The sequence below is a fragment of the Streptomyces sp. NPDC092370 genome, assembly GCF_044755265.1.
Lineage (GTDB): Bacteria > Actinomycetota > Actinomycetes > Streptomycetales > Streptomycetaceae > Streptomyces.
Genome location: NZ_JBIVQO010000001.1, coordinates 273,139 through 290,595, shown reverse-complemented (window position 1 = coordinate 290,595; position 17,457 = coordinate 273,139). Strand labels below are relative to the sequence as shown.

The window sequence follows — 17,457 nt, the reverse complement described above, 5'->3', positions numbered from 1 at the left end:
GCGGTGTTCACTCGGCGACAGGGAACGGGTCCGCACGGCCCGTCCCGGCAGGGGCCGTCAGATCCGGGACCGGCGCGGGCGTGGCGCGGCGCGGTGTTCACTCGGCGACAGGGAGCGGGGCGGCACGGCGCGTCCCGGCAGGGGCCGTCAGATCCGGGACCGGCGCGGGTGCGGCGCGGCGCGGTGTTCACTCGGCCACAGGGAGCGGGTCCGCACGGCGCGTCCCGGCGGAGGCCGTCAGATCCGGGACCGGCGCGGGCGCGGCGCGGCGCGGTGCCAGGGACGTCAGCGCCACTCCGCCCACCAGCAGCGCCGCCGCGCACCACCGCAGCGGGCTCACCGGCTCGCCGAGGAACAGGAACGCCGAGGACATGCCGAAGACCGGGACGAGGAGCGAGAACGGCGCCACCGTGGAGGCGGGGTGGTGGCGCAGGAGGAAGCCCCACGCGCCGAAGCCGAAGACCGTGGTGATCCAGGCGACGTAGACGACCGTGCCCGCGCCCTGCCAGTCCAGGGCGTGCAGGGCGGCCAGGTCGCGCGAGGGGCCCTCGATGAGGAGGGAGAGGGCCAGCAGTGGGAGGACCGGGACGGCGCTGACCCAGACCATGAAGTTCAGCGCGTCGGGCGGAGCCGCCGTGCGTGTGAGGACGTTCGACGCGCCCCAGCAGGCCGCCGCCCCGACCACGAGGGCGAACGCGCCGAGGGGGCCCGAGGTGCCCTCGTCCACGGCCGCCACGGCGATGCCGGCCAGGGCGACCAACATGCCCAGCAGGCGGACGCGGGACGGCCGTTCCCCGAGCGTGAGAGCCGCGATCGCCGCCGTGAACACCGCCTGGATCTGCAGGACCAGGGAGGACAGGCCCGAAGAGGAGGCCGAACTTCGCCACCCCGAGGACCAGGCCGACCGCCAGGATCCACGTCCACGCCACCTTGGGGCGGCCCACGAGGAACACCGCCGGGAGCGCCGCCGCCAGGAAGCGCAGGGCGGAGAAGAGCAGCGGCGGGAAGTGGTCCAGGCCGATCTCCACGACCGTGAAGTTGACGCCCCAGACGGCGGCGACCAGGACGGCGAGAGCGTGGTGTGACGGGCGCATGCGGTGAGCATCGCGCCCCACGACCATGAAGCACCAGTGATGATTGCTGCATGGTTGGATGAAGCATCACTGAGCAGAGAGGGGCACCCCGTGCTCGACCTCCAGCGGCTGCGCGCCCTGCACGCCGTCTCCGTGCACGGCACCGTCGGCGCCGCCGCACTCGCCCTCGGGTACACGCCCTCCGCGGTGTCGCAGCAGATCGCCAAGCTGGAGCGCGAGACCCGGACCGTTCTGCTGGAGCGGGAGGGGCGCGGCGTGCGACTCACCGACGAGGCCCGGCAATTGGTCGTTGCTGCCCAGGAGTTGCTGGCCATCGTGGAGCGTGCGGAGACCGAGCTGGAAGAGCGGCGGGGCCGGCCGGCCGGGCGGCTGACGGTCGCCGCGTTCGCGTCGGCGGCACGTGGGCTGATGCCGGGCGTGCTGGCCGAGCTGGGCCGCCGGCATCCCGCCCTGGACGCCCGGCTCTCGGAGGTCGACCCGCACCTGTCGGTCGATCTGGTGGCGAAGGGCGCCGTCGACCTCGCCGTCGCGCACGACTGGGACATCGCGCCGCTGCCCGCGCCGCCGGGCCTGGAGCAGGCGGTCATCGGGGACGACCTGTGCGATCTGCTCGTCCCCGAGGGGCATCCCTTCGCCGGGCGGGCCGCCGTGCGGCGGGAGGAACTGGGCGGCGAGCGGTGGATCTGCCAGCCGCCGGGGCGGGTCTGCCACGACTGGCTGCTGCGGACGCTGCGCACGGCCGGGCACGAGCCGGACATCGTCCACCAGGCGGACGAGAACCCCACCCTCGTGGCCCTCGTCGCGGCCGGGCTCGGCGTCGCACTCATCCCCCGGCTGGGGCGCGGGCCGCTGCCCGCCGGGGTGGTGGAGGTGCCGCTCGACCCGATGCCGGTGCGGCGGCTGTTCGCACTGTGGCGGACGGGGGCGGCCCGGCGTCCGGCCATCGCGGAAACCGTACGGGTACTCGGTGAGCAGTGGCCGGAAGTGGCGGCTCATCCGCCCCGTTGAGCCCTTGCCGCACCCTGCGTACCGACTTGCGGAAATCCGGGCCGAGTGGGGAACCCGGGGCGGACCGTCCCCGTCCAAGGGCAGACCGCCGGAGAGTCACCGCGGTGCGGTGTCGGCCCTCGCCACTGGCTGCGATCGCTGACCACCCTCTCCGCCGTACCGCGGCCGGCGGCACCGTCGCCATCGGCGCGCCCCCCTCCAACCGCGCCGATGGCGGCCCCCCGTGCGGTCGGCGCGCGTCCCCTTGACCGGCAGAAACTTCCCGGATATTGGTGACCTCTTGGAAGTTTCCTTCAGCGGATCCACGAGCGGATCACCTCCGGAAGGAGCGCACGTGCACGACACCGGCACGGGAAGCACGGGAAACACCGCCCCACCCTCCAGACGCACCGTCCTGGCCGCCACGGCCGGCGTCACCGCCGCCCTCGCGGCCCCCGGGCCCGCGCATGCAGCGGCGGCCCAGGACGACAGCCGGCTGCGCGCCCTCATCTCCCGCATGACGCTTCCGGAGAAGGTCGGCCAGCTCTTCGTGATGCGGGTCTACGGCCACTCCGCCACCGCCCCCGACCAGGCCGACATCGACGCCAACCTCAAGGAGATCGGGGTCCGCACGGCCGCCGAGCTGGTGGCGAAGTACCGGGTCGGCGGCATCATCTACTTCACCTGGGCGCACAACACCCGTGAGCCGCACCAGATCGCCGATCTGTCCAACGGCATCCAGAAGGCCTCCCTGGAGCTGCCGCGCGGGCTGCCCGTGCTCATCTCCACCGACCAGGAGCACGGGATCGTCGCCCGGGTGGGCAAGCCGGCGACGCTCTTGCCGGGGGCCATGGCGCTCGGGGCGGGCGGGTCGCGGTCCGACGCCCGCGCGCTCGGCCGGATCGCCGGCGCCGAGCTGCGGGCGATGGGGATCCGGCAGAACTACTCCCCCGTGGCCGACGTGAACGTCAACCCGGCCAACCCGGTCATCGGCGTGCGGTCCTTCGGCGCCGACCCGCGGGCGGTGTCCGCGCTGGTGGCCGCCGAGGTCGCCGGGTACCAGGGGTCCGGTGTCGCCGCGACCGCCAAGCACTTCCCCGGGCACGGGGACACCGACGTCGACAGCCACACCGGCTTCCCCACCATCACCCACAGCCGGGAGCTGTGGGAGAAGCTGGACGCACCGCCGTTCCGGGCGGCGATCGCCGCCGGCATCGACTCGATCATGACCGCGCACCTGATGGTCCCGGCCCTCGACGCCTCCGGCGACCCGGCCACCCTCTCCCGTCCGATCCTCACCGGAATCCTGCGCGAACGGCTCGGCTACGACGGGGTCGTGGTCACCGACTCCCTCGGCATGGAGGGCGTGCGGAGCAAGTACGGCGACGCCCGGGTGCCGGTGCTCGCGCTGAAGGCGGGCGTGGACCAGCTGCTCAACCCGCCCGACCTCGACCTCGCCTGGAACGCCGTGCTGACGGCCGTGCGCGAGGGTGAGCTCACCGAGGCCCGGCTCGACGAATCGATCCTGCGGGTGCTGCGGCTGAAGACGCGACTGGGGCTCCTCCGTTCGCCGTACGTCGGTCATGGGGGTGTGGACCGGGTCGTCGGGAGCCGGGCACATCGCGCTGCGGCCGACCGGATCGCCGAGCGGACGACCACGCTGCTCGTCAACGAGCGGCGGCTGCTGCCCCTGTCGCGGCGCCGGTACCCCAAGGTGCTGGTGGCCGGGGCGGATCCGGCCTCGCCGTCGGGCACGACGGGGCCGCCCACCGGCGTGCTCGCGGGCGCGCTGGGCGAACTGGGTTTCACCGCCACCGCCCTGTCCACCGGCACCGCCCCGTCCGCGGCAGCCATCACGAAGGCGGTCGCGGCGGCGCGGGACGCGGACGCGGTGGTGGTGGCCACGTACAACGTCACGGCGAGCAGCAGCCAGAAGACGCTGGTGGAGCAGCTCGTGGCGACGGGGAGGCCGGTCGTGGCGGTGGCGATCCGCAACCCGTACGACGTGGCCCGGCTGCCGTCCGTGCCGGCCGTCCTGGCCGCCTACTCCTGGACCGACGTCGAACTGCGGGCCGCCGCACGGGTGATCGCGGGGCGGGTGAAACCGCGCGGGACGCTGCCGGTGGCGGTGCGGCGGGCGGATGATCCGGAGCAGGTGCTGTACCCCATCGGCTACGGGCTGTCGTACTAGACGTACGCCACGGACCGGGCGCACCACCCCCAAGGTGCGCAAACCGTCCCATGTGCCTGGCGTGCGCCGCTACGGCGGGTCACGCTGGGCGGGCACACTCGGGGGGACGGCGATGCGTGAGAGAAGTGGCGTGGGGGTGGTCGGCGGGCTGCTGGTACTGCTCGGCGCACTGCTGACCGGCTGCCAGAGCCCGTCGGGAGGCGTGGCCGAGGACGGCCGGCTGAGCGAGGCGGGGACCGGGAGGACCGCCACGGTGTCGCCGGCGCCGACCCGGCCGTCCGGGTACGGGGCGGTGTTCCTCGCGGTCGGCGAGTGCAGTTCCTTCGGCACGACGAGCTTCACCGAGGTGCCGTGTGCCGGTGAGCGGGCGGCGGCCCGGGTCGTGGCGCGGCACGACGGCACGGTGCGGGACGGGCCGCGCTGCCCGTCGGCCACCGATTTCGTGCTCCACATCAGCGAACAGCGGCCCGCGTTCGACGAGGACGGCGACGGGGCGGTGCCGCGGGGCTACGCCTGCATGCGCAACCTCCAGCCGCCGCACCCCGGCGACCCGGGCGGCGGGGGCGGACCCCGCACGATCGTCGGCGACTGCGTCTACAGCTCGGGCGACGGGCAGGTCCGTGAGACCACCTGCGACGGCACGGGCGAGCAGCGGCCCCAGTTCGAAGTGACCCGGGCGGTCGCCGAGCGGTCCGACTGTCCCGGCTCGACCGCGCTGTACGTCCGGCTCGGCGGCGACCGGCCCGTGGGGTGCGCCCGGCCGTTGTGAGACGGCCGGGCGCGACGGCTGGGTGCCTTACGGACGCAGCGTCATCTCACGCTGGGTGTCCCGCTTGTCGAGCTTGGCGTCGAACTTCGCCAGCGGCTTGGCCGCCTGCGGGTCCGCCTGCACCGAGCTGGTGGCGACACCGGCCCAGTCGAGGATGCGGGCGGTGGCCAGGGCCTTCTGCTCGGGCACGAGGCCCGCGACGTTGGCGCCGTGGTTCATGCCGGGGGCGGTCATGACGTAGGAGTCCTCGGCGCCCTTGCCGAGGCGGAAGGGCTCCGCGCTCCACGGGTCGTTCTGACCGTTGACGAACAGCATGTGCCGGGCGTTGTGGCGGACCCAGGTGTCCACGTCGCGCATCGCCGACGGCTGGAACTTCATGGGGATGTCCCGGGGGACGAAGTTGCGCGGCGGCTGGTAGCCGTAGCGGATGTACTGCTTCTCGATGTGCGGGAAGCGGATGGTCGGCGCGCCGAGCTGCGTGCCGGCCTGGTAGTAGTACGGCGTGTAGGTCGTCAGGCCCTGGTCGGCGTAGGCGGAGAAGCCGGAGATCGTGTCGACGGAGGTCCAGATCTCGTCGTCGGTGGCGTTCTTCGCGTCGGCCGGGATCTGGTCGCAGTCCTTGAGCAGGCTGTACTGCCAGAAGCCCCACACGTAGTCGAGGACGGTCGCCTCGAAGGCCTTGTCCAGGCTGCCGATGGTGTTGAAGGTGAGGCCGTTGTCCTGCGCGTAGGCCGCGTACTTCTTCTCCAGCGGCTCGCGGCGCACCAGCGCCTCGCGCTGCACGCCGTTCAGCCGGGCACGGCACTCCTCGGTGCCGACGCGCGCGAAGAAGCGGTCGTAGGCGGAGTCCTCCTTGTTCACCACGTCGTTGGGGGCGACATAGGCGACGACACCGTCCATGTCACGCGGGTAGAAGCGCTCGTAGTAGGTGGCGGTCATGCCGCCCTTCGAGCCGCCCGTGGAGATCCACTTCTTGCCGTAGATGCCCTTCAGGGCCGTGAAGACGCGGTGCTGGTCGCTGGCCGCCTGCCAGATGTCCAGCTTGGACCAGTCGGCCGGGGCGGGCCGGGAGGGGGTGAAGAAGCGGTACTCCAGGGAGACCTGGTTGCCGTCCACGATCTGGGTGGGCTCGCTGCGGCGGGGCGTCGTGGAGACGTTGTAGCCGCTGGTGAAGAACACCGTCGGGCGCGAGACGTCCTTGTGCAGCATGGTGATGCGCTGCTGGAACGTGCCCTTCGAGGGCTTTCGGTGGTCGACCGGCTGCGTGTAGTTCAGGACGAAGAAGCGGTAGCCGGTGTACGGCTTCTCCTCGACCAGGCTCATGCCCGGTATGGAGAGCAGTCTCTCCTTGATGTCGGTGGTGCTGTCGGTGCCGGCGACGTCGGCGGCGGTGGCCGCTCCCGTCGTGCCCAGTGTGCCTATGAGCACCGTGAGCGCCAGCAGCCATCTGAGCGCCTTGCGCATGCGCACTCCCCTGTGAGACAGATGTGCGCCGGAAGCTAGCTCACCAACTGGCCCGAGCACCAGGGGACATGGGGATAACCCTGTGCGCGCCGTGCGCGTCGCCGGGTGCCGTGCGTCAGCACAGGATCCAGCCGGAGCTGAACCTGCCCCCGCCGACCTGGCCCTTGAGCCAGACGCAGCGGCGCCCGGCGTGCACGATGACCGGGCCTGCGTGATGGCCGTACCTACCCATGTCGACGACCGGCCGGTTGCCGCGCGCCTGCACGCTCACCGACATCTTGCGCTTCGCGCCGGGTTTCTTGGGGAGGGTGACGGCGCAGACGTAGCCGCCGCGCTTGTAGACGAGCACGGTCCCGGTGGAGAAGGGCAGGGTGCGGACCTTGCGCCCGGGGCAGAGCGCGGTGGTGGCGGCCTGCGCCTCGCCCGGCACCGCGACGGCCAGCAGCCCGGAGGCGGTCAGCACGGCCAGCCCGAGCGCGAGCCGCCGGCGTATCGCTCCACTGTCCACTGTCGTCCTCCCGTACCGCGTCGTCCGCGACCATCGGCGTACGCCAGTACGGACGCATGACGTATGTCGGACGGTTGCGCGGGCGTCACGGACACGCGGCACACCGGGGTGCCGTCAGCGGGTTGCCCCGACCGGCTCCTCCGGCTCGGCGGCGCCGACGAAGGTCCGCCACAGCTCCGCGTACCGGCCGCCGCGGGCGAGCAACTCCGCGTGCGTGCCGTCCTCGACGACCCGGCCGTGGTCCATGACGACGACCCGGTCGGCGCGGGCGGCGGTGGTGAGACGGTGGGCGACGACCAGGGTCGTGCGGCGTCCCGCGAGACGGTCGGTGGCCTGGTTGACCTGGGCTTCCGTCGCCAGGTCCAAGGCGGCCGTGGCCTCGTCGAGCAGCAGGACGTCCGGATCGACCAGCTCGGCCCTGGCCAGCGCGATCAGCTGGCGCTGCCCGGCGGACAGGTTGCGGCCGCGCTCGGCGACCTCGTGGAGGTAGCCGCCCTCCAGGGTGGCGATCATGTCGTGCGCGCCGACCGCGCGGGCCGCCGCCTCGACCTCGGCGTCGGTGGCGTCCGGCCGGCCGTAGGCGATGGCGTCGCGGACGGTGCCCTGGAAGAGGTACGCCTCCTGCGGGACGACCCCCAGGCGGTGCCGGTACGAGGTGAGGTCGAGGTCCCGCAGGTCGGTGCCGTCGGCGGTGACCCGGCCACCGGTGGGGTCGTAGAAGCGGGCCACCAGCTTGACGAGGGTCGACTTGCCCGCGCCGGTCTCGCCGACGAACGCGACGGTCTGCCCGGCCGGGATGCGCAGGTCGACACCGACGAGGGCCTCTTCGTCGTCCCCGTACGCGAAGTGCACGTCCTCGAAGGCGATATCGCCGCGCAAGGAGGAGACTTCGCGGGGTTCGTCGGCGGACTTCGTCGACGTCGGCTCACGGAGCAGTTCCTGGATGCGGCCCAGGGAGACGGACGCCTGCTGGTAGCCGTCGAAGACCTGGGAGAGCTGCTGCACGGGCGCGAAGAACAGGTCGATGTAGAGCAGGTAGGCCACCAGCGAGCCGATCGCCAGCGTCCCGTCGTCGACCCGGGCCCCGCCCACGATCAGCACGGCGGCCGCGGCCACCGACGACAGGAACTGCACGAACGGGAAGTACACCGAGATCAGCCACTGGCCCCGGATGCGCGCCCGGCGGTAGTCGGCGCTGTGCTCCGCGAACCGCCGCCCGCCGTCCCGCTCCCGCCGGAACGCCTGCACGATCCGCAGCCCGGACACCGACTCCTGGAGGTCGGCGTTGACGACCGACACGCGTTCGCGGGCCAGTTCGTACGCCTTCACGCTCGCCCGGCGGAAGAAGTACGTGGCGATGATCAGCGGCGGCAGCGTCGCGAAGACGACCAGCGCCAGCTCCACGTCGATCACCAGCAGGGCGACCATGATGCCGAAGAAGGTGACGACCGAGACGAAGGCCGTGACCAGGCCCGTCTGGAGGAACGTCGACAACGCGTCGACGTCGGTCGTCATCCGGGTCATGATGCGCCCGGTCAGCTCCCGCTCGTAGTAGTCGAGCCCGAGGCGCTGGAGCTGGGAGAAGATCTTGAGCCGCAGCGAGTACAGGACCCGTTCACCGGTGCGCCCGGTCATCCGGGTCTCACCGATCTGGGCCGCCCACTGCACCGCGACCGTCCCCAGCCCCAGCAGGGCCGCCGCCCACACCGCGCCGAGGGCGGCCTGGGTGACGCCGGAGTCGATGCCGTGCCGGATCAGCACGGGCAGCAGCAGGCCCATGCCCGCGTCGGTGGCCACCAGGGCGAGGCTGACCAGCAGGGGCAGTCCGAAGCCGCGCAACAGGCGGCGCAGGCCGTAGGAGTCCTCCGGCCGGACGGCCCGCGACTCGTCGATGTCCGGGACGTCGGTGGCCGGGGGCAGCGCTTCGACCTGGGCGAGCAGCTCGGGGGTGGTGGGGCTCTCGGCGAGGGCGGTGTCCTTGCGCTCGCGATCGCCGCTCCACAGCCGTGGGGTGACCCCGCGCTCGGCGTCGAACTCGGCGTCCAGCTCGTCCCGCACCGAGGTGTCCTCCGGGGGACAGGCCGGCCGGGCGTGGCCCGGGGAGACGCCGCCCAGCTCGTCCGGGTCGGTGAGCAGGCGCCGGTAGAGGGCGGAGCGCTGCTGGAGCTCCTCGTGGGTGCCGAGGTCGGCGAGGCGGCCGCCGTCCAGGACGGCGATGCGGTCGGCGAGGTTCAGGGTGGAGCGGCGGTGGGCGATCAGCAGGGTGGTACGGCCCCGCATGACCTCCTTCAGAGCCTCGTGGATCTCGTGCTCGACCCGCGCGTCCACGGCGGAGGTGGCGTCGTCCAGGACCAGCAGGCGCGGGTCGCTGAGGATGGCTCGGGCGAGGGCGACGCGCTGGCGCTGGCCGCCGGAGAGGGTCAGGCCGTGCTCGCCGACCGTGGTGTCGTAGCCGTCGGGCAGCTCTCTGATGAAACGGTCCGCCTGGGCGGCACGGGCGGCCTTCTCGATCTCCTCCCGGGTGGCGTCCGGACGGCCGTAGGCGATGTTGGCCCGGACCGTGTCGGAGAAGAGGAACGAGTCCTCCGGGACCAGCCCGATCGCCGCCCGCAGCGACTGGAGGGTCAGCTCGCGCACATCGTGGCCGCCGATCAGGACGGCCCCGCGGGTGACGTCGTAGAAGCGCGGCAGCAGCAGGGAGACCGTGGACTTGCCGGAGCCGGAGGAGCCGACGACGGCGAGGGTCTCGCCGGGGCGGATCTCGAAGGAGAGCCCGTCGAGGACGCTGCCGGTCTTGCCGGGGGCTTCGTCGTAGCCGAAGGAGACGTCGTCGAACTCGACCGTCGCGGGGGCGTCGGCGGGCAGGTCCTTGTGGCCGTCCTCGATCGACGGCTCGGTGTCGATCAGCTCCAGGACGCGCTCGGTGCCGGCGCGGGCCTGCTGGCCGACGGTGAGCACCACCGCGAGCATGCGGACCGGGCCGACCAGCTGGGCGAGATAGGTGGAGAACGCGACGAACGTGCCGAGCGTGATGTGCCCGCGCACCGCCAGCCAGCCGCCGAGGGCCAGCATCGCGACCTGGCCGAGCGCGGGGACGGCCTGCAGGGCCGGGGTGTAGAGCGAGTTCAGGCGGATGGTGCGCAGGCGGCCCGCGAAGAGCCGGCGGGAAACCTCCCTGAGCTTGCCGGTCTCCTGGTCCTCCTGCCCGAAGCCCTTCACCACGCGTACGCCGCTGACGGCGCCGTCGACCACGCCCGCGACCGCCGCGGCCTGGGCCTGGGCGTACCAGGTGGAGGGGTGCAGCCGGGTGCGGCTGCGCTTGGCGATCCACCAGACGGCGGGCGCCACCGCCAGGGCGACCAGGGTCAGCGGCACGGACAACCACGCCATGACGACCAGGGAGATCAGGAACAGCGCGAAGTTCCCGATGGTCATCGGGAGCATGAAGAGCAGGCCCTGGATCAGCTGGAGGTCGCTGGTGGCGCGGCCGACGACCTGGCCGGTGGACAGCTCGTCCTGGCGGCGGCCGTCGAGCCGGGTGATCGTGTCGTACATCTCCGTCCGCAGGTCGTGCTGGACGTCGAGGGCGAGGCGTCCGCCGTAGTAGCGGCGCACGTAGGTGAGGACGTAGACGATCAGCGCGGCGGCGACGAGGAGCCCGGCCCAGGTGGTCATGGACCGGGTGTGCTCACTGATGACGTCGTCGATGATCACCTTGGTGATCAGCGGGACGAGGGCCATGACGGCCATGCCCGCCAGCGAGGAGCCGAGGGCGAGTACGACATCCTTCGGGTGGCGCCATGCGTAGGCCCACAGCCGTCGTGCCCATCCCCGTTGCGGTGTCACACCGGTACCTTCCCGTCGCCCTGAGCTGCCGGAAGGCACCAACGTGTTCAGGGGCGGATTTCATCCCGCGGTCACCATTCTCCTGGTGTCCGGGTGCGGCGCCGTTCCGGCCGCTCGCGCGGTTTCCCCGTGCTCCTAGGTACGCACCCGTACCCGCAGGGAGTAGAGGCGGGTCGTCTGGACGGCGTTCTCGTTGTCGTCGCTGACCAGCAGGACCTTCAAGGTGTTCCGCGTCCGGCCCGTGATCGTCATGCCCTCGATGTTGTCCAGGAGCGGGTTCGGCTGGGGCTGCTCGGCCGTCGCTCCCAAGGTGGGGCAGGTCACGAGGTCGGCGAGCAGGGTCTTCCTCATGGGGTCCGTGGCCGTCGCGTGGCGGAGGTCGGCCAGGTGGAGGCGGACGGTGTTGCCCACACCGGCCGTGAAGCCGCGTTCCAGAACCAGCAGGCGGCCGTCGGACGTGGCCTGGATCTCGGGGACGCCGAGCCCGGGGTCCGTGCGGTAGGTGTACCGGCCGGCGAGCCGGAAGTGACCCCCGTGGCGGGTCCAGGTCTGGAAGCGGACCGTGTCGGCGGGGTCGCCGGAGAGGGCGTACTCCATGGACGCGACCAGGGTGCGCCCGCCGGGGAGCAGCGTGAGGCCCTCGAAGGTGCCGTTGGGCCGGCCGCGGCCCGCGGGGCTCACGCGCAGGTCGTCCGGGACGGGGAGGCGGTCGAGGACGCGGCCGTCGCGGGAGTGGCGGCGGATCGACGGTTCGGTCTCGGAGGTGACGAGGTAGGTACCGTCCCGGTCCACGACCAGGCCCTCGGAGTCCAGGGCCGCTCCGGTCTCCTCGGCGAGAGGGAGCACCGAGCGGGGCGTCAGCGTCCTCGCGTCGAGACGGAAGAGCGACGAGCGGTCCGAGAGGGCGGCCAGGGAGCCGTCCCGGTCCACGGCCAGCGCGGACAGGTTGCCGACGAAGGTGTCCTCGTAGGTCGTCTTGTCGAGCGCGTCGGAGAAGCGGTCGAGGGAGACGGACGGGGAGCAGGCGTGGGACGTCCGCGCCTGGGCGGGGCCGGCGGCGGTCAGGCACGTGGCCGCCGCCAGGCCCGCCGTGAGGAGGGCGAGGTGGGTTCTCAAGGGCATGGGCGTCACCGTAGGGCGGTCCGGTGACGCCGGGTGGGCGGCGGGGTGTACATCCTTCCCCGCGCGCTTCGCGCCCTCCTCGCCTTCATCAGCAGGCTCCCGGCTCCGAGGCCCAGAACCGTCAACTGGCCGCCAGGTCCTTGTGCATGACCTTGGCCACGGCCTGGATGGTGGCGATGCCGTAGTTCATCGTGCTGTTGCCGTGGGTCAGCACCGTCATCACGTAGTCGTGGCCACCGCCCTTGAACGCGCCGACGCTGTGCACCCGCCAGCCGTTCGACGAGCGTTGCAGCCAGCCGTTCTTGACGGCCACGGTGACGCCCGCGGGCACTCCGTAGGGGGTGCCCCAGCGCTGGGACGAGACGACCTGGCCCATCAGCTTGACGATGTAGGCGCGCGAGTTGTCGCTCAGGACCGCGTTCTTGGCGGTGAGGAGCTTCAGCAGCTTCTGCTCGTCGGTGACGGTGATCTGCGTCAGACCCCAGTAACCGTTCGCCCCGGGCGTGGTCTGCGTCATGCCGGCGGCCTTGAGGAAGTTCTTGATCTTCGTCAGGCCGAGCTGCTTCCACAGGGTGGAGGTCGCGGCGTTGTCCGACTTGGTGATCATGGCCTTGGCGAGGGTGTGCTCGCGGTCGGTGAGATACCGGTTCGTCTTCTTCGCGTCCCACAGCAGCGTGGCCAGGACGGTGACCTTGACGACACTGGCGGAGTCGTAGGCGGAGCTCGCGCGCAGGGTACAGGTCGTGTTCGTACTGCGGTCGTGGAGGCCGACGGCGACCGTGCCCTTGCGGGTGGCGAGGGCAGCGGTGATGTCCTTCTTCAGCTTGGCTGCGAGCCCGGCCTTGTCGGACGTGCAGGTCACGGCCGGCGTGGCAGCGGCGGCGGGCGTGGCGGCGGCGACGACGAGCGGCATGAGCACGCCCGTGCCCACGGCCGCCGCCAGCACTCTCGCGCGGCGGGATATCCTGAAAGTCATGCACCCCTTGACTCCCGGGCACGGGCGAATGGTTGCACGGGCGACGAAAGCTGTACGAGTCGTTATCGGGAGCAGCCCCGGTTTCACGGCCGAGCGGTCAGGTCCCGAAGGGGCCGACGGCTCCGGCGGTACGCCCCGAACGGCACCGGGGGCACGGGCATGGGCGGCGACGCGAGCAGTGAGCTGGTCGCGTAACTGAAGAAGCACCAGCCGGCCCCAAGTGGCTCCTGACGGTGTCGGGTTCGCAGGGCGCCACCCCGCTCACGGTACGCCCCGACCCCGCACGAACGAACGGCCCACGGTCCCTCGGTCCGGGGCCGTTCCCCCGTCCCGGATCATGGACACCGGTGTCCGGCGAACGGGTGAAGGGAAACACGACGGTGAGCCATTGTCTGGAGATGAGCACCGGCGACATGAGAACGGTGGTGCGGCTGCTCACCGCGGTGGAGCGGACCGGACAGCAGGAGCGCACGCTCGCCCGGGTGCGCACGGAGTGCGAGCGGACCGACGCCCGCTTCCGGGAGCAGGGCATCGACCTCGACGTCTCCATCAGCCGGGCCCTGGAGGAGCTGATCGACGGCGCCCCGAGCACCGACCTCTGCCCGGCGTACAGCTACGCCTTCTACCAGGTCGTCGCGGCGCACTTCTCGGACCCGACCGACCTCGGGGCCTGGCGCCGCCCGTCCTGGTTCCGCGCCATGGACGACGAACTGGCCCGGCACGGCGTACCGGCCGACCTGCTCCCCGGCACGTTCCTGTTCAGCGGCCCGCCGCTGCGGCTGCCCCACCCCGGTGACGCCGTACCCGCGATCGGCACGCTGCCGACCCGGCGGGCCGCGGCCCTCGCCGACGCCTACACACGCGTACTCGACCGCCTCGATGCCGAGTTCCGGGGCGCGGCCCGCCGGTTCGCCGATGTCATGCGGTTCGAGGCGCAGGAGTGGGAGAGCGCGCGGAAGCTCGGGAGGAACCCCGACACGCTGCTCTTCTGGTTCCACTGACCCCTGCCGGACCTCTTGACGCCGCCTTTCCCGCCGGAATACTTGCGGTCGACAGCGCGCCAACTGCCGTGTCGTTCAAGGGTTTTGTGTGGTCGGTGGCGCCGCCTGTCCGAGATCCCGAACGCCGTGCGAAGTGTCGCAAGTTTCGTGACGGCCACCCCCACAGGAGGATCCGCACATGAGCCCACGCAAGGCACTCATAGCCGCTCTGACCGCCGCTCTGCTGGCCGGCCCCGGCGTCGCCCGGGCCGCCACCGTCCAGGCTCCGCCCGCCCCGGCCCGGGATCGCGCCGCGGCCGCCACCATCACCTGGTCCCTCGTCCGCGCGAGCAACCCCACGGCGGACCAGCGCTCGGCCTACGACCTCATCACCAAGGCTATGAACGCGGCGGTGACCCGCTACAACAACCTCAGCGACCTCGGCAAGACCCTCACCGTCCGCTACGAGCCGGGCGTCCCCACCGCCGACGGCAACCTCAACGGCACCATCCGCTTCGGCAGCAACCGCGGCTACATGAACGAGCGGACGGCCCTGCACGAGATCTCCCACACCATCGGCGTGGGACTGAGCGGGGGCTGGTCCCGCCTCGGTGGCAGCGGCACCTGGACCGGCGCGCAGGCCACCGCGCTCGTCAAGCGGTACGACGGCTCCGGTGCCAGGATCTCCACCGGTGGCGGCCACTTCTGGCCCTACGGCCTGAACTACGACAACGAGTGGTCGACCACGGCCGCCGACCGCCACGTCCACATCGTCGCCGCGATGGTCCGCGACGGCCTGTAGTCCGCCGGACCCTCGCTCATCCCAGGTGCGTCGGCGCGAACATCCGCAGCACGGCCGGGAGCAGGACCACCGAAGGCCCGGGCGTCCGAAGCGCCTTGGCGAGGTCCTGCTCCAGGTCCTCCGGGGTCGTCCGCACCCCGGGGACCCCGAACGACTCGGCCAGGGCGACGTAGTCCGGCCGGGTCAGCTCCGTGCCGGTCGTCTCGCCGAACGCGTCCGTCATGTACGCGCGCAGGATGCCGTAGCCGCCGTCGTCGACGATCAGCCAGGTGACGTTCAGGTCGTACTGGCGGGCCGTGGCCAGTTCGGCGATGGAGTACAGGGCCCCGCCGTCGCCGGAGACGGCGAGGACCGGCCGGGTCGGGTCGGCCGCCGCCGCGCCGAGCGCCGCCGGGAAGGCGTAGCCGAGGCCGCCCGCGCCCTGCGCGGAGTGCATGTGGTTGGGGCCCTTGGCGTCGAAGGCCGACCAGGCCCAGTAGGCGAGGATCGTCATGTCCCAGAAGGACGGCGAGTCGGCCGGGAGCGCCTTGCGGACGGATGCCAGGACGTCCTGTTCCAGGGTGAGTTCCTGGGCGGCGATGCGGTCGGCGACCTTCGCGAGCAGTTCCCGGACCCGGTCCGCCGCCGTCGCGTCCTCGCGGGCCTCCACCGTCTCCAGCAGCGCCTGCAACGCCAGCCGTGCGTCCGCGTGGATGCCCAGCGCCGGGTGGTTGGACTCCAGCTTGCCGAGGTCGGCCTCGATCTGGACGACCCGGCCGCGCGGCTTGAACGTGTGGTAGTTCGAGGAGAGTTCACCGAGGCCCGAGCCGACCACCAGGAGGACGTCGGCCTCCTCCAGGAAGTCGGTGGTGTGCCGGTCCTCGATCCACGACTGGAGCGACAGCGGGTGCGTCCAGGGGAAGGCGCCCTTGCCGCCGGGGGTGGTCACCACCGGGGCCTGGATGCGCTCGGCGAGCTGCTTCAGCTTGCCCGAGGCGTCCGAACGGACCACTCCCCCGCCCGCGATGATCGCCGGACGGGCGGCCTTGGACAGCAGGTCGGCGGCCACGGCGGTCAGTTCGGGACGCGGCGGCAGCTCCTCGGGGAACGCGTCGCCGCCCGTCACCACCGGGATCGCCGTCTCGGCGAGCAGGACGTCCTGCGGGATCTCCACCCACACCGGGCCGTGCGGGGCCGACAGCGCCGACGTCCAGGCCGCCTCGATCGCGGAGGGGATCTGGGACTGGGCGCGGACCGTGTGGACGGACTTGACCACGCCACGGAACGAGGCGGCCTGATCCGGGAGTTCGTGGAGGTAGCCGTGCCGGCCGCCGCCCAGACCCGCCGTCGGGACCTGACTGCTGATCGCCAGCACGGGCGCGGAGGCCGCCGCAGCCTCCTGGAGCGCGGCGAGCGAGGTCAGGGCACCCGGGCCCGTCGACAGCAGCAGCGGCGCGGCCTCGCCGGTGATCCGGCCGTAGGCGTCCGCGGCGAACCCGGCGTTGTTCTCCACCCGCAGGCCGATGTAGCGCAGGTCGGAGCGGCGCAGCGCGTCGAACACGCCGAGGGCGTGCTGGCCGGGCAGACCGAAGACGGTCGTCGCGCCCAGCCCGGCCAGCGTCTCCACGACCAGGTCTCCGCCGGTGCGGCCTGGCGGAGGGTTCAGCGCGGCCTCCGTCTGGGCGGGCGTGGGGCGGAGCACCAGGTCGTGGTCGTGAGTCACTTGGCTTCCGAGTCCTTCCGGGCCGCGGCGATCTGGCGCGACATGATCGTGGTCAGTTCGTACGCGGTGTGGGAGGCCGCCACCGACGTGATCTCCGCGTGGTCGTACGCGGGGGCCACCTCGACGACGTCGGCCGACACCAGGTTGCAGGATGCCAGGCCGCGCAGGATCTCCAGCAGTTCGCGCGAGGTCATGCCGCCCGCCTCGGGGGTGCCGGTGCCGGGGGCGTGGGCCGGGTCGAGGCAGTCGATGTCGATGGAGATGTACAGCGGCCGGTCGCCGATGCGCTGGCGGAGCTGGTCGGCGACCTCGTCGGCGCCGCGCCGGTAGACGTCGGCGGAGGTGACGATGCCGAAGCCCATCTTCTCGTCGTCGGTCAGGTCCTGCTTGCCGTAGAGCGGGCCGCGGGTGCCGACGTGGGACAGCGCCGAGGTGTCGAGGATGCCCTCCTCGACCGCGCGGCGGAACGGGGTGCCGTGGGTGTACTCGGCGCCGAAGTAGGTGTCCCAGGTGTCCAGGTGGGCGTCGAAGTGCAGCAGGGCGACGGGGCCGTGCTTCTTCGCGACCGAGCGCAGCAGGGGCAGGGCGATGGTGTGGTCGCCGCCGAGGGTCATCAGGCGGGCACCGGTGCCGAGCAGGTCGTCCGCGGCGGCCTCGACGGTCTCGACGGCCTCGTTGATGTTGAACGGGTTGACGGCGATGTCGCCGCCGTCCGCGACCTGGGCGAGGGCGAACGGCGAGGCGTCCTGCGCCGGGTTGTACGGGCGCAGCAGCCGGGACGCCTCACGGATCGCGTTGCCGCCGAAGCGGGCGCCCGGCCGGTACGAGACACCGGAGTCGAACGGCACGCCCACCACCGCGACATCGGCCCGGCCGACCTCGTCCAGCCGGGGCAGCCGGGCGAAGGTGGCGGGACCGGCGTACCGCGGGACGCGGGAGGAGTCGACGGGCCCGCGCGGAGTCTCGTTGCTGCTCATGAAGTAATGCCTTCTTTCTTACGCTTCATCGCGTATGTA

12 protein-coding genes and 1 pseudogene are annotated in these 17,457 nt (G+C 72.3%); 5 read left to right on the top strand and 8 right to left on the bottom strand.

The window, feature by feature from the left end; translation table 11 throughout:
* Nucleotides 1-187: 187 nt before the first annotated feature.
* A pseudogene (locus ACIQHQ_RS01300) lies at nt 188-1,094 on the bottom strand (EamA family transporter).
* Nucleotides 1,095-1,184: 90 nt separating this feature from the next.
* Between ACIQHQ_RS01300 and ACIQHQ_RS01295 the strand changes: the two are divergent.
* The 3 genes from ACIQHQ_RS01295 (at nt 1,185) to ACIQHQ_RS01285 (ending at nt 5,041) form a co-directional block, all read left to right on the top strand.
* Nucleotides 1,185-2,102 (top strand): LysR family transcriptional regulator, encoded by a 918-nt coding sequence (locus tag ACIQHQ_RS01295; RefSeq protein ID WP_402608905.1) that lies wholly within the window; start codon nt 1,185-1,187, stop codon nt 2,100-2,102.
* Between the two features lie 334 nt (nt 2,103-2,436).
* Nucleotides 2,437-4,272, top strand: a complete 1,836-nt coding sequence (locus ACIQHQ_RS01290; protein WP_402608903.1) for a glycoside hydrolase family 3 N-terminal domain-containing protein — start codon at nt 2,437-2,439, stop codon at nt 4,270-4,272.
* Between the two features lie 112 nt (nt 4,273-4,384).
* Nucleotides 4,385-5,041, top strand: coding sequence for a hypothetical protein (locus tag ACIQHQ_RS01285; RefSeq protein WP_402608901.1), 657 nt, complete (start codon nt 4,385-4,387; stop codon nt 5,039-5,041).
* Between the two features lie 27 nt (nt 5,042-5,068).
* Here ACIQHQ_RS01285 and ACIQHQ_RS01280 read toward each other — a convergent pair whose 3' ends face one another.
* The 5 genes from ACIQHQ_RS01280 to ACIQHQ_RS01260 all read right to left on the bottom strand — a co-directional run bounded on the left by ACIQHQ_RS01280 (nt 5,069) and on the right by ACIQHQ_RS01260 (nt 12,957).
* Entirely contained in the window at nt 5,069-6,505 is a 1,437-nt protein-coding gene (locus tag ACIQHQ_RS01280; protein ID WP_402608899.1) for a S28 family serine protease, read from the bottom strand.
* A 115-nt stretch (nt 6,506-6,620) separates the two neighbouring features.
* The gene (locus tag ACIQHQ_RS01275; protein ID WP_402608897.1) at nt 6,621-7,013 is read right to left on the bottom strand and encodes a hypothetical protein; all 393 of its coding nucleotides are present in this window, start codon (nt 7,011-7,013) and stop codon (nt 6,621-6,623) included.
* Nucleotides 7,014-7,127: 114 nt separating this feature from the next.
* Entirely contained in the window at nt 7,128-10,859 is a 3,732-nt protein-coding gene (locus tag ACIQHQ_RS01270) for an ABC transporter ATP-binding protein (RefSeq protein WP_402608895.1), read from the bottom strand.
* Nucleotides 10,860-10,994: 135 nt separating this feature from the next.
* Entirely contained in the window at nt 10,995-11,981 is a 987-nt protein-coding gene (locus tag ACIQHQ_RS01265) for an esterase-like activity of phytase family protein (RefSeq protein ID WP_402608893.1), read from the bottom strand.
* A 121-nt stretch (nt 11,982-12,102) separates the two neighbouring features.
* A complete protein-coding gene (locus ACIQHQ_RS01260) occupies nt 12,103-12,957 on the bottom strand; it encodes a serine hydrolase (protein ID WP_402608891.1) in 855 nt (284 codons plus the stop codon).
* 398 nt (nt 12,958-13,355) lie between these two features.
* Here ACIQHQ_RS01260 and ACIQHQ_RS01255 point away from each other — a divergent pair, with 398 nt between their 5' ends.
* Both ACIQHQ_RS01255 and ACIQHQ_RS01250 read left to right on the top strand, forming a co-directional pair.
* Entirely contained in the window at nt 13,356-13,958 is a 603-nt protein-coding gene (locus tag ACIQHQ_RS01255; protein WP_402608889.1) for a hypothetical protein, read from the top strand.
* 178 nt (nt 13,959-14,136) lie between these two features.
* Nucleotides 14,137-14,739 carry a hypothetical protein gene (locus ACIQHQ_RS01250; protein WP_402608887.1) on the top strand — a complete coding sequence of 201 codons (603 nt, stop codon included), beginning with the start codon at nt 14,137-14,139 and terminating at the stop codon, nt 14,737-14,739.
* Nucleotides 14,740-14,755: 16 nt separating this feature from the next.
* On the opposite strand, the gene ACIQHQ_RS01245 is transcribed toward ACIQHQ_RS01250, so the two are convergent.
* A complete protein-coding gene (locus ACIQHQ_RS01245) occupies nt 14,756-16,441 on the bottom strand; it encodes a thiamine pyrophosphate-binding protein (RefSeq protein ID WP_402608885.1) in 1,686 nt (561 codons plus the stop codon).
* The gene (gene speB / locus ACIQHQ_RS01240; RefSeq protein ID WP_030838119.1) at nt 16,438-17,418 is read right to left on the bottom strand and encodes an agmatinase; all 981 of its coding nucleotides are present in this window, start codon (nt 17,416-17,418) and stop codon (nt 16,438-16,440) included. The genes ACIQHQ_RS01245 and speB overlap by 4 nt, the downstream gene beginning before the upstream one ends.
* Nucleotides 17,419-17,457: the final 39 nt, after the last annotated feature.

Excerpts from the sequence above, each read along its gene's own strand:
- ACIQHQ_RS01285 (WP_402608901.1), top strand. The coding sequence starts at position 4,385 with ATGCGTGAGAGAAGTGGCGTGGGGGTGGTCGGCGGGCTGCTGGTACTG.
- ACIQHQ_RS01280 (WP_402608899.1), bottom strand. The coding sequence starts at position 6,505 with ATGCGCAAGGCGCTCAGATGGCTGCTGGCGCTCACGGTGCTCATAGGC.
- ACIQHQ_RS01265 (WP_402608893.1), bottom strand. The coding sequence starts at position 11,981 with ATGCCCTTGAGAACCCACCTCGCCCTCCTCACGGCGGGCCTGGCGGCG.
- ACIQHQ_RS01260 (WP_402608891.1), bottom strand. The coding sequence starts at position 12,957 with ATGACTTTCAGGATATCCCGCCGCGCGAGAGTGCTGGCGGCGGCCGTG.
- ACIQHQ_RS01255 (WP_402608889.1), top strand. The coding sequence starts at position 13,356 with ATGAGCACCGGCGACATGAGAACGGTGGTGCGGCTGCTCACCGCGGTG.
- ACIQHQ_RS01250 (WP_402608887.1), top strand. The coding sequence starts at position 14,137 with ATGAGCCCACGCAAGGCACTCATAGCCGCTCTGACCGCCGCTCTGCTG.
- speB (WP_030838119.1), bottom strand. The coding sequence starts at position 17,418 with ATGAGCAGCAACGAGACTCCGCGCGGGCCCGTCGACTCCTCCCGCGTC.